The sequence below is a fragment of the Streptomyces sp. NPDC008001 genome, assembly GCF_042958085.1.
Lineage (GTDB): Bacteria > Actinomycetota > Actinomycetes > Streptomycetales > Streptomycetaceae > Streptomyces.
This window is the reverse complement of the sequence record NZ_JBIBIZ010000001.1, coordinates 660,279-672,760: the sequence shown is the minus strand read 5'-3', so window position 1 is coordinate 672,760 and position 12,482 is coordinate 660,279. Positions and strand designations below refer to the sequence as shown.

Here is a 12,482-nt window from a genome sequence, read left to right as displayed (position 1 = left end):
AGCGATGCGTAGATCATGCGTTCCAATAGTTTTTCCGGCGGCGCCCCGCGGTCGGCGGCCTGTTTCGTCCGCGTGCGTCGCGTGGCAAGGAACGATCTTCCGCCCCCTCTCCCACCTTTCGCGGCGGCCCCGCCCCGCACCAGCCTTGTCCGGCACCGTCTGCGGCTATCAGGGCACCGAGGAGGTCCTGGACGACCTGATGCGGCAGAAGGGCGAGGACGTCCACGCGCAGCGGCTGACGGAACAACGACCGGCCGGCGGAGCCGCGTAACCGCGCGCCCGTGAAATCAAGCCGCGGGCGATATTTCGCCAAGCAGCGGGCCGAATTCACGCGGTCTTGCCCGGCCCGCGTCATCGTTCGATGATCTGTTGAGCCGCCGGGTGATACCCGGAGAACGCCCGGAGTTGCCGGTTCGCCCCCCGCGATCCGGCTTTTCTCCTGCGCACCCCACCCCCACCTCGGACAAAGATTCGAAAAAGGAGCAGACATGAATTACGACCTCATGGTCGGAGCCGATGTCGGCATCGTGAACGAGACGTCCAGGGAGGTCTACGGGCAGCTCTATCCGCGGTATTTCACCGGCTCCCAGCCGTTCGACGTGGAGGGCACCACGTTCACGGTGTCCTGGGACGTCAAGGAGGCCCCGGTCTTCCATCTGACCCCGCCGGCGCAGTCCGAGGACGCCTTACGGGCACAACTCACCACGGGCGGAGCCGCCGGCCGGCTCACCGAGGCCGAACTGGGGGAACACGTCGCCGCTCTGCGCGACTCGCTCGACACGAGCACCTTCCAGGTGCGGCTGCCCCTGGTCCACGTGAAGGTCGACTCCGGCGGCGGGAACCCCGTCGAGGAGGACATCGCGGTGACGGTCGACGTCCAGGCCACGACGTCCGGCACGGGCCTGTTCAGCCTGAACCCCCTCAAGGCCACCGCCGACGCGCCCCGCAAGGTCGACAAGATCTTCCTGGACAAGGTGGTGCTCCCCAACGTCCTGGAGCAGTCCAGGGCCGTCCTGTCGGGCATCACGCTCCCCGCGCCGCAGATCCCGGGTCTGTCGCTGTCGACGCCCGTCCCCGTCATCCAGCCGCAGCGGGCCATGGCCGCCCTGAACCTGCTGGAGCACGGCATCCCGAAGCCCCCCTTCCCCGACAGCTGGCCCCAGCGCCCGTTCTTCGCCCTGCTCGGGCAGGACGCGGTCGAGCGGATCGCGCAAGTGGCCACGGCGTACCTGGAAGGGAAGACCTTTCCCGCCGGCGACCACAAGGACTTCGCGGGCAGCAGCGCGTACTACGACGCGACGATCGCCGTGCACAACGTCCGGTGCGAGGTGGTGTGGGCGGACGAGCCGGCCGTACGCGTCCACGCCGCCGTGTCCGGGAGCGGGAGCGCCGGCATCAAGTGGATCTGGGGCACGTCGACGGACGCGTTCTACGACCTGCGCCTGGAGCCCGACCCCACGGTCACGCTCACCCTGGCGATGTCGGGGACCACGCTCAAGGCCACGGCCGTGGACGTGAGCTCCTTCGACCTCAAGCTCGAGCCCACGCGCGGCGACATCGTGAGCATGATCTTCTCCTGGGTCGTCAACTCCCTCTCGTCGACGTTCGGCGACGTCGTCCGGAACGCGTTGCGCGGCATCGAGTTCGAGGTGGGCACGTTCCCGGCCATCCCCATCGACGTCGACCCCGTCCACCTCGACGTGACACCGGCGGACCTGACGCTCGTGCGCTTCGGTGACGCGATCGCGGTCCAGGGCGACGTGACGGTCACCAAGCGGTAGGAGCGAGCCGCGGAGTGCGGTGCCGGGCCCGGGTTCCCGCCGGGCCCGGCACCGGCGACAAAGCGCCATTCCCTTATGCGGCCGCCGGACGGGTTTCCGGCCGGTCACACCACCGGTGCCGACAGGAATTCGGTATCTCCGGCCACATCGTCCCCTTGCCGCTCCGTGCTGCGCATTTATACGAGAAGAATCAGCACGGCCCCCGTTTCGCATATGGCTTGTTCATTATCTCCGGCACCCGTCCCGACAATGTCCGGTAACCGATTGTTCCCACTGCCGGGTAACCCCTTGGATCAATTGCGTGACCGATACGCCATATGACTTCGCCCTCGGAATGCACGCCGACGCGCTCAACTCGGGGCTGAAAAGCCTTCACAGTCAGCACCGCCCGGTGTTCCAGGGCACCGAAGGCCCCACGACCACCGACGGCATCACGTACACCTTCGGCTGGGACTTCCTGGAACCGCCCGAGCTCGCCCTGGAGAAGCCCGACGCCGATCTCTGGAGCAAGATGATCAAGGCGCAGGGCGTCACGGACCTGCCGGACACGGGCGTCCTCCAGATTCACGCCCCGCAGCTGCAGGTGACGTGCACCATCGACGACTCGCCTCCCCTCCAGGGCGTCAGCGAGGTCAAAGTCGCGGTGCAGATCACGGTGGACGGCGGTGGCATCACCGTCGTGCCGCTCGGGGTGTGGCTGTCCGCAATCCCCGACAAGGTCACGCGGATCATGGTCGACAAGGTGATCGTGCCGACCCTCCTGGACCAGGCCAAGACCCTGGTCAACGGCGTGAAGCCGCCCGTCCAGGACCTCTTCGGGCAGCAGGTCGCCCTCACCCCCTCGCTCCTGGCGGTCACCGGGACCCATCTGGTCCTCACGGCCGCCGCGAACGTCCAACGAGCCGCCACCGCGGCCACCGCCGCCACGGGTTCCGACGCCGCCGCACCCGCCGACTGGCCCTCGGACAAGCAGGTGTTCGTCCTCCTCGGCCGGGACCTCATGGCCCGCCTCCTGCAGGGCGCCCTCGACCAGTGGCGCGACACGCAGCTGGCCGACGACGACAGGACCCTGACCGGCGTCGGCTCGGTGTGGTGGAAAGCCAGGTTCCGTCAGGCGAGCAACGTCAAGGTCGACGAGAACGACCCCACCTCGATCTCGGCCGACTTCGACATCCCCTGGTCCGTGGGACTGGATCTCTTCTCCGTCGCCCCCGGCAAGGGATGTGCGCTGTTCAAGGCCTCTCAGGAGTCCTGAGCCCTGAGGGGCCTTGTAGCCCTGAGCCCCGTTCCGTCGTCCCACCACCCAGGAGTCTGCACACGTGAACGCTGTCGTCGACTTCGAGGTCGTCCTCGACCCGCCCGTCCCCAACGTCACCTTCAAGGCCACAGGACTGTCGGACACGGCCCTCTCCGCGACGCTGGAGAAGATCGTCCTGAACAGCGTCAAGCTGGATCCGAAGACCCCCGCAGCCCTGCTGCTCGCCGCGCCCGCCAACCTGCTGGCCCTCGCGGCCCCCAAGGTCGTCAAGGACAAGCTCGAAGGCAAGAAGTCCGCCGACATCCCGCTCAAGAAGCCCATCGGCACCGACATCACCGTCCAGGACCAGACCGTGTCCGTGAAGCTGACGTCACCGGAGCTGGGCTCCCACAACGGGATGCTCATGGTCAGCGGGACGTTCACCGTCTCCTGACCCGCCTCGCGCCCCGGGCCCCAGTCCGCCCCGGCCGCCGCACCCGCACAGCACCCACCCACCGCGCCCTTCCGACCGACCACCGCAGGAGACCCGTTGAGTACGCCCAAGCCCCCGCAGCCCGGTGACGCCCAGCCCGGCGGTGCGGCCGACACGCCCCACCTGGCCGACACCCCCGGTTACCCCCTCGCCCGCGGCGTGGAGATGCCGGACACCCTCGACTACCCGACCGGTGCCCTGAGTTTCCGCCTCGGCGCACTCCGGTTACGCACCGAGGGCCGGCCGGAGACGATCGCCGACGAGACCCGCGGCGGTGTTCGGCACGTCACCCGGCACATCCCGGCGCTCGTCCTCACCGGCCGCTACGCCCTCGACGCCCGCCCCGACGAGATCCGGGAGATCGACACCGCCGGCAACCTGCGCCCACTTTCGGAAGAGGCCGTGCGGCCCACGCTGCCCGCCGGCGCCCGGCCGTCGGGGCCCGGCCACCCGGATCCCCGGACGGTCAAGCGATGGACCGATCGCGCCGACGCCCACCGCACCAAGCTGATGAAGACCGAGCAGGGCCGCCAGGTACTCATCGAGTACGGCACGCACAACGAGAGCTACTACGACGTCTTCAACGACGACTCCCAGACGTCCCGGAACCTGCGGACGAAGTGGGCCGAGAAGGGCACCACCCAGCGCATGTCGGAGCACACCTACGGCGCTACGGACCCGGACGCGTCCCTCGACGCCCAGCCGCCGGTCAACGACTGGCAGGACCCGCAGACGGACGTCGCGTACAACCTGCACGCCTGGCGGCAGCGCACCACGGTCGTCTCCACGCTCAACACCGCGGCCAAGGTGATCGAGCACACCGATCCGGGCAAGGCGAGCCGCTTCCGCGACGCGGCCAAGGCCACCGAGAGGTTCTCCAAGGCGGTCCATCAGACCGGTAACAACGACCAGCAGACCACCCCGATGAACCAGGACGCCGTCTACGCGGCCATCGACCAGCACTCCGGAGAGCTCCCGGCGGTCTCCGCCGAGGAGATGGCCCGCTACGACGGCCTGGCCGCTCTCGGCATCGGGGCGGGAGAGGCGGCCCCGGCCCTCCGGGAGAACGAGCCGGAGCATCAGCCGGGCTGGATCGCGCTGTCCGACGAGGACCGCGCCATCGTCCAGCAGGTGGGCGCCGCCGCCTACCACGACCACGCGGAACAGAGCCCCCGCGCGACCGACACCCTGCACACGGGCGAGTGCGGGGCACGCCTGGAAGGCGTCCGCATCACCACCCGCCTGGCACCGGACGGCACACCGGTGGACGCGAGCGTGGAACTCCCGGACCTCACCCTGCAGATCGACGACGCGGGCTGGCAGGGAACGGCCGCGGACGTGGCCCGGGAACGGCTCACCTCCATGCGGTTCGTGCGCCACCTGCTGAGCGACGCGGTCGCCGAGACCGTCCGGCACGCCGCGCTCACCGGCATGACCGGATACGCCCACCCGCAGGACGGGCGGTCCTGATCCGTGCTCAGCCTCGACACCACCACCCCCGCCGAGGACGTCCTCGGCGCCGTGTGGACGGACCTGCTGGCCGCCGATCTGCCGCGCTTCGAGACGTTCCTGGAGCAGGCCCTGGCCCCGCAGCAGGAGTACCTCACCGACGGCGAACGCGCCCTCTACCGGCACGGCAAGCGGCTGCGTCCGGCCGTCCTGCTGCTGGCCGCCCGCATGGTGCACGGCTCCGCGCCGCTGCCGGACAAGGTGCTCCAGGGTGCCGTCTCACTGGAGATGCTGCACGTCGCGACGCTGATCCACGACGACATCGTGGACGGCGCCGCGCTCCGTCGCGGCCTGCCCTCGGTCAACGCCGCACGCGGCACCGAGACCGCGGTGCTCGTCGGCGACCTGCAGTTCGTCCAGGCCATCCGTGGCTTCGTGGGCACGATCGACCGGGACAGCGACATGGGGCTGATCGAGCTCGTCCTCGACACGGCGTTCCAGATCGGCTGCGGCGAGCTCGACGAACTGCGCACGGACCTCTCCGAGGACCCGGTGCGTCTGGCCGGCACCTACTGGCGCACCGCGGACCGCAAGACCGCCGCACTGTTCGGCCTGGCGGCCGAGGCCGGGGTCGCGCTGGCCGACGGGCACACCGGCGACGCCCGGCGGGCCGGGTTCTACGGACGGCGGCTCGGGCGCTCCCTGCAGGTCATGGACGACCTCTTCGACCTGGCCCAGGACGAGTCCGGGTCCGGCAAGCCGCGCGGCATGGACCTGCTGCGCCGCCGCGCGTCCCTGCCCCTGATCTACGTCATGCAGGACTGGGGACCGGACCACGCGGTCAGCCGCATCATGCGCGGCGAGGTGACCGACCCCGGCGCACTGGAGCGCACGCTCGCCGAGGTCCGCGGCGGCTCCGGGTTCTCGCGCGCGTACGCCGACGCACGCGCCCAGGCGCTGGAGGCCGTCGAGCTGCTGCGCCCGTTCCCGGCCGGACGGTACCGCTACGCACTGGAGGACCTGGCCCTGCACGTCGTGGACCGCGGGGTCTGAGCAGCCCGGCGGCCGTGCCAAGAGCGAGAACACCAAGCCCCCCACCCGGAAGGAGAGGCCCGTGGCCACCAAGCTGCTCGACTTCGTCTACGCCACCATGTACAAGCGCATCAACAACCCGGACAGCCCTTACTGGCTGCCCACCGTCCTCAAGGACGTCCGCACGTCCGACGGCCGTTCGCTGAACCCCCTGACGGTCGACACCTGGGACATAGGTCAGCTGGGCGGCGACGAGGGCACGACGATCGGCGACACCATCAGCGACTCGTGGTGGGTTTTCGTGGGCGGCGCCTTCGACATCGCGAAGGCCCAGGGCGTGCCCGGGCTCCCGGACAACCTGGACGCCTTCACCAGCCAGCGCGACGCCGACCAGCCCTACCCCGGGCTGTCCCTGTCCACCGTCACGGTCACGGGCCTGGCGAACGCCTCGGTCGGCGAACTGCGCGACCTCACGCCCACCAAGGACGGGTACCGGGGCACGGTCCGGGTCACCACCGCCGCGTACGACACGCACGGGTGGGAGAAGCAGATCACGGTCACGGGGACGTACAGCCTGGTCCAGCGCGTCGTCGTGATCGACTCCCCCGCGAGCGGCGGTGACCTGAAGCCGCCGACGAAGGTCGTGGTGAAGGGCCTGGAGGGAGTGGAGTGGCCGCGCCAGCAGATCGAGGGCCACGGGCAGTTCCGGCTGACGGCCACGGACCTGGCCTTCGACGTCGTGCTCCGCGCCGAGACCGCCGGCACCGGCGCGGACCGCACACCGCTGCTGACCGTGGAGCAGATCAAGGTCGTCTCCCGGCCGGCGTTCCGGCTCGACAGGGATTCCCTGACGGTCGAGGGAAGCACCATCGACGAGGACACCCTGGAGGGCTGGAAGGACGCGGCGGCCGACGCCTTCAACAGCGAGGGGGCCCGCCAGGCGCTCACCGCGAAGCTCGTCGGCGCCCTGGACGACCAGTCCTTCCGCGACCAGTTCTCGGCCACGGTCACCACCCAGCTGGCCAAGGCGCTCGACGGCGTCCTCGGCGCGGTGCCGGCGGGCAGCCTGCCGTCGTACGACAGCGGCTTCCCGGCGAAGTACGGGCCGCTGGAGGTCTACCTCTTCGACCGGCTGCGGGCCTCCGTGAACGACACCGGGTCCGGCTTCTACCCCCCGGCCGTCGTCCTGGGGGCGACGGACCCGGTGCTCGAACCGTACGCCCTCGGGGACATGGACCTCGGTACGTACAAGATCGGCGTCGCACAGGCCAAGATCTCCTTCGAGGGCGTCAAGGCGACCGGCATCTCCAACGTCCTCGTCCCCGTCGAGGACGCCCGGCTCACCGAGGGCGGCATCGGGACGACCCTGCGGTTCGGCCGCATCACCGGGGACGCGAAGGTGCCCCCGCCCCCGCTCACCGTCACCGGCACGGGCGTCATCGCGTTTCCCGGCACCGAGAGCGGCGCCACGGCGCAGGACGACGACACGGCGCCGGACGACGACGACACCATCAAGGGCAGCGTCACCGTCACCGTCACCAAGCCCTCGGTGACGGCCGGTCTGTCCTTCACCGGCCGCGACGCCGACGAGCTCACCATCGGCCTGGACTCCCTCGCCCTCGCCGTCGCGCCGCAGGACCTGCAGGTCACGATCCACCTGGAGGAGCCCAGCCCCTGGGACAAGGTCATCCAGGAAGTGCTGAACAAGGACGAGGTCAAACAGAAGATCATCAAGGGGCTGCAGGACACGGCGGACTCGAACCGGACCAAGATCGCCGATGCCCTCACCACCAACGCCCGCACGGTCATCCGCACCAAGCTCGGGGACTGACCGCATGACGATCGAAGAACTCCGCGCCCTGATCACCCGGCACACCCAGGACGGCACCCTCGCCCTCCCCGGCACCGACCTCGGAACCGGCCTCGCCACCGCACTGACCAACACCTGGCTGGGCGGCACCCTCACCGTAACCGAGGTGCAGCGCGAGGACAGCGACGACGCGGTGGTCGTCCACGGCACGCTCGACGGCGGCGAGCTCGGTCTGGACGATCTGCCGGTCCACGGAATCGAGTTCGGGATCGACCCCGTCGACCACGACCCCACGCTCTACGTCCCGCTCGTCGTCCCCGGGGACTGGACCTTCGCCACGTCCTTCCCCGCTACCGACGGCAGCGACCTGGCAGCCCTGGCCTTCCCCGCGCCGCCCGCGCTCCTGCTCACCTCGGTGGCCCGGCCCGCCCGCGGCGGATACCCCGCACTCGACCCGGGGCTGACCTTCCACGCCGCCGCGGTGACGGACCCGGCACCGCTCGGCGCCCTCGCCGCGCTGGTCCGGCCCCGGCCCGGCGCCCTGTCGCTGACGGGTTCCGTCGTACGCCGGCCCGGCGAACCCGTACAGACCGTCATGGACCTGCGCTCGGTGCCCCGGACGGACGGGGAGTTCTCCGCGTCCTTCTTCCTCTGGGCCGGATCGCGCGGCAACGAGGCGAACGGCAGCGAGGCGAACGGCGCCTGCCCGGTGAACGGCTCGCCGCTCACGTACGGGCTGCGGCTGGCCGCGGAGCTGACCCTGGGGCAGGGTGCCGGGGCGACGATCAGCGCCCCGCCACCGGCCGGTGGCGGGGCACTCGTGCTCAGCGCGGACCGGCTGCCCGGACAGGTCGCCCCGGCCGACCTCGCCGCCTGGAAGGGCACCGGCGCCGCGGTCCACCGGCTCGTCGACCAGGAGGGCTTCGCGCTCGGCGACCACGTCCGCCTCACCGCCCTGACCGCCACCATCGATCCGTCCCGGCTGGGTCAGGGCGGGCTGCCGGCGGCACTGACCCAGGTCACCGCCTCCGTCGAGACCCTGCCCGGCACCGTCTGGCCGATCGCGGGCGACGACCTCACCCTCACTTCCGTGGGCGCCGGCCTGACCGTCGCCGACCCGCTCAAGGAGTCCCGCAAGGCGACCGTCACCGGGCACGGCGACTTCACCGTCGCGGGCAGCATCAGCCTCCACGCCACCGCGGAGATACCTCCGGGCACCTTCCGGCTCACCCTCGACGAGAGCACCCCCGCCCGGCTCCAGGACGTCCTCCAGCACTTCCTGCCGCACGCCGACCTCACCGGCACACCGGACCTGACGCTGAAGAAGTTCTCCGGCACCGCGACGCCGAAGAAGGGCGTGTACGAGGTCGAGGCGTCCGTCTCCTCCCAGTGGGGCATCGAGGTGGGCGCCGCCCGCATCCGGCTGACCGAGGCCGGGCTGGTGCTGACCCGCAGCGGTGGCGAGGCGGAGCAGTGGAAGGGCATCGCAGCCGGGGACGGGGTCGGCGGGCCACGGACCGCCGACGCACGGACTCCCGGCTTACGGACCACCGACTCGCGGACCACTGGCTCGCGCACCACCGGTGTCCTGTCGGCCAAAGCCGAACTCGGCCCCGCCGAGTCCGGCAACGGGGGCGGCGCCCCCGTCGCGTTCTCCGCGAAGTGGAGCATCCCCGGCGCCTTCGAGCTCGACGGAGCGTTCCCCGACCTCGACCTCACCGCACTCCTGCAGGCCCTCGCCTGCCGCGCCGACGTGCCGCTCCCCGAGAACCTGCCGCAGGTCTCCCTCCTCCACCCCGCCGTGACCGTACGCGTCGGGGACATGCAGGCGGGGCAATCGACGAGGGCCAACGGTTACGAGCTGGCGGTCAGCACCACGGCCCGCTTCGGTGACGCGCAGCTGACCTTCGTGGGCAAGGCCGCGAAGAAACCGGAAGGCGGCACCCTGTTCGCCGCCGCCTTCTGGCAGCAGGACTGGGTCTGGTCGCCGGGCGACGTGCCCGGCTGGGCGTCAGTGCTCGGCTTCCTCAATGGCATGACCTTCGCCAAGTCCGGGCTCGCCGTCAGCTCGGCCGACGGAGTGGCCGTCGACGCCGGGGCCACGCCGCCCGACACCCTGCCCGCGACGCTGGACAAGGGCCTCACCTTCTTCACCGAACTCGGGCTGACCGGCCCGCTGGAGCCCCTGCACGTACTGTTCCAGGACGCCGGCGGAATCCACCTGACGGCCCGGCTCACCACCCCGGTCCAGGAATCCGAGTTCACCGCGTCCATCGCGGACCAGAAGACGCGGGAGGGCTTCGGCGGCATCACCCTGGCGTTCCGCCCGGCGAAGCGGGAGGTGTCCCTCCGGACCTCGTGGAACTTCTCCGTCCCGGCCGTCGGGTCCGCTCCCGCGACGCTGCTCCAGTTCGTGGCCGGAGGGGCGCTCAAGGGCACCGAGTTCCACCTCTTCCTGGTCCTCAAGCCCGCCGGTTCTGAGGCGGAAGGCGCCGTCGCGGGCCGGCCGGAGCCGCACCAGCTCGCGTACGCCCTGCGGGCTCCCGGGCACACCCTGCTCACCGCCGACCCCGTTCCGGGTGCCGACGGGCGCCTCGTCCACGACGCCACCCTCGGCCTCGCCCGCGACACCACCCCTTACGAGCTGGTCCGCGAAACGGCGAGCCGCCTCGCCGGGCTCACCGGGGCGCCCCCCGGCGATGACCGCCCCGCCTGGAAGAACGCCTTCGGCGTCGAAGGATTCACCGTCCGCGACTTCTACATGCAGATCGGCTACGGGACGGGGTCCGGCCTCACCCTGGGCGCGGGCGGCTCGGTGGACATCGGTGAGGCCGCTCTGGACCTCGACATCGAGGGCGGCTTCGAGCCGGAACCCTTCGTCACCGTCTTCCGCTTCGACCTGGGGACCGTCCACCAGGACGCCGGCATTTCGATCTGGGACATGCTCGCCGTCCTCGTCACGCCGCCGGACTGGCTCGCCTTCCTCCGGCAGATCGTGCTCCACAAGCTCGCGATCTGTGTCGTGACCGCCTCCGGAGGCTGGACCAACCCGGTCACCCACGAGGAATGGAAGCAAGGCTTCTACGCCAAGGGCGACATCGACTTCTCCGGGAACAACTGGCGCTTCGAGGTCAACGTCAGCGACGACGGCCTCTACGCGTCCAGCACCATCGCCCAGCCGCTCAAGCTGGCCGATGTCTTCACCCTCTCGGACGCGAGCGGCGCCAAGGGCCCGCAGTACCTGCTCGACACCCGGGGCATCAGGAGCGGGAAGCTCCCGAAGAAGATCTTCTACCTCTCCGGAAAGCTCGACCTCCTCGGGCTCTCGGCCGAGATCGAGGCGCTGCTCGGCAACGAAGGCTTCGCCTTCACCCTCGCCGCCGACCTGCTCGACATCCTCCACGGCGACATGAGCTGCACGCTCAGCAGCTCCGGATTCCGCGCCAAGGCCGACGTCAAGCTGGGCTTCGACGTCACCATTCCGCGGGGGGTGGTCCTCGGCGGCATCCCCGTCCCCGCCGGGAACCTGGTCGGCATCCACGCGGGGGGTGGCTTCGACCTCTCGGTCGACGCCCACGGCGTCAGCCTGCACCTGAAGGCGGACTGCGACGCCTATCTGCTGGACGTCCACCTGGTCCACTTCACGTTCGACCAGCAGTTCTCCATCGGCAAGTGGGACGACATCGTCTCCTGGCTGCAGAACAACCCGGAGAAGCTCTTCGCCGAGCTGGGCGAAGGCATCTGGGACGCCATCAAGAACTGCGCCACCACCGGCGCCGCGCAGCTCACCTGAAGCATCCCCTGGGGTCCGCCCGGCGCGCGCACGCGCCGGGCGGACTTCGTTGTAATTGACAACCTCAATCATTGAGGTTTACCTTCACCGTATTACTTGAGCACATGAATCATCTAGGTGCTTAAGCGCTGCCGCCCGTCCTCTGGAGCTCTCGTCATGACTTCCGCCCTCTTCGTCGTCACCGGTGCCGGCCACTGGACCCTGGCCGACGGCACCCCGCACCCGACCGGATTCTGGGCCGAGGAGCTCGCAGAACCGCACCGGATCTTCCGTGAGGCGGGCTACCGGGTCACCATCGCGACGCCCGGCGGGGCCGCCGCCCCGGTGGATCCGGTCAGCCTGAGCCCCGAGGCCGGCGGTGGGCAGGAGCGGGCCGACCGCATCGCCGCGTACCTCGACGCCATGAAGGCGGAGCTCGGCGCCCCGGCGGTCCTGGAAGAGATCGACCCGGACGACTACGACCTGGTCTTCTACCCCGGCGGCCACGGCCCGATGGAGGACCTCTCCCGCAACCCCGCCTCCGGCCGGATCCTCACCCGCACGCTCGACGCGGGCAAGCCGGTCGCCGTGCTCTGCCACGCGCCCGCCGCACTGCTCGCCGCCCGCCGGGAGGACGGCGGCTGGCCGTTCGCCGGGTACCGGATGACTGCCTTCAGCAACGCCGAGGAGGCCGCGGCGGGCTTCGCCGACCGGGCGCCCTGGCTGCTCCAGGACCGCCTCACCGGGCTCGGCGCCGACTTCGTCGCCGCGGATCCCTTCACGCCGCACATCGTCGTCGACCGCAACCTCTACACCGGCCAGAACCCGGCCTCGTCAGCGGACCTGGCCCGGGCCCTGGTCTCCGCGACGGGCTCCGCGCCGGCCACCGAAGCGGACGCCGCAGACGC

8 protein-coding genes and 1 pseudogene are annotated in these 12,482 nt (G+C 70.6%); all 9 read left to right on the top strand.

Annotated elements, in window-relative coordinates; all coding sequences use genetic code 11:
• The first annotated feature begins 145 nt into the window (after window positions 1–145).
• Window positions 146–271 (top strand): hypothetical protein, encoded by a 126-nt coding sequence (locus ACFZCD_RS02510; RefSeq protein WP_391827050.1) that lies wholly within the window; start codon window positions 146–148, stop codon window positions 269–271.
• Window positions 272–488: 217 nt separating this feature from the next.
• Window positions 489–1,781 (top strand): hypothetical protein, encoded by a 1,293-nt coding sequence (locus ACFZCD_RS02505; RefSeq protein ID WP_391827048.1) that lies wholly within the window; start codon window positions 489–491, stop codon window positions 1,779–1,781.
• 301 nt (window positions 1,782–2,082) lie between these two features.
• On the top strand, window positions 2,083–3,036 hold the full coding sequence (locus ACFZCD_RS02500) for a hypothetical protein (protein ID WP_391827046.1): 954 nt from the start codon (window positions 2,083–2,085) through the stop codon (window positions 3,034–3,036).
• A 64-nt stretch (window positions 3,037–3,100) separates the two neighbouring features.
• Window positions 3,101–3,472 (top strand): hypothetical protein, encoded by a 372-nt coding sequence (locus ACFZCD_RS02495; protein WP_391827044.1) that lies wholly within the window; start codon window positions 3,101–3,103, stop codon window positions 3,470–3,472.
• A gap of 96 nt (window positions 3,473–3,568) precedes the next feature.
• Window positions 3,569–4,981, top strand: a complete 1,413-nt coding sequence (locus ACFZCD_RS02490) for a hypothetical protein (protein ID WP_391827042.1) — start codon at window positions 3,569–3,571, stop codon at window positions 4,979–4,981.
• Between the two features lie 3 nt (window positions 4,982–4,984).
• Window positions 4,985–6,013, top strand: coding sequence for a polyprenyl synthetase family protein (locus ACFZCD_RS02485; protein WP_391827040.1), 1,029 nt, complete (start codon window positions 4,985–4,987; stop codon window positions 6,011–6,013).
• A gap of 61 nt (window positions 6,014–6,074) precedes the next feature.
• Complete coding sequence (locus ACFZCD_RS02480; protein ID WP_391827038.1) at window positions 6,075–7,823, top strand: hypothetical protein; 1,749 nt, start codon at window positions 6,075–6,077, stop codon at window positions 7,821–7,823.
• A 4-nt stretch (window positions 7,824–7,827) separates the two neighbouring features.
• Window positions 7,828–11,595 carry a hypothetical protein gene (locus tag ACFZCD_RS02475; RefSeq protein ID WP_391827036.1) on the top strand — a complete coding sequence of 1,256 codons (3,768 nt, stop codon included), beginning with the start codon at window positions 7,828–7,830 and terminating at the stop codon, window positions 11,593–11,595.
• A gap of 156 nt (window positions 11,596–11,751) precedes the next feature.
• Window positions 11,752–12,447 (top strand): annotated as a pseudogene (locus ACFZCD_RS02470) (type 1 glutamine amidotransferase domain-containing protein); the annotation flags it as partial.
• Window positions 12,448–12,482: the final 35 nt, after the last annotated feature.

Bases quoted from the DNA above. Each gene is read 5' to 3' on its own strand.
- ACFZCD_RS02505 (WP_391827048.1), top strand. From the start codon at position 489: ATGAATTACGACCTCATGGTCGGAGCCGATGTCGGCATCGTGAACGAG.
- ACFZCD_RS02475 (WP_391827036.1), top strand. From the start codon at position 7,828: ATGACGATCGAAGAACTCCGCGCCCTGATCACCCGGCACACCCAGGAC.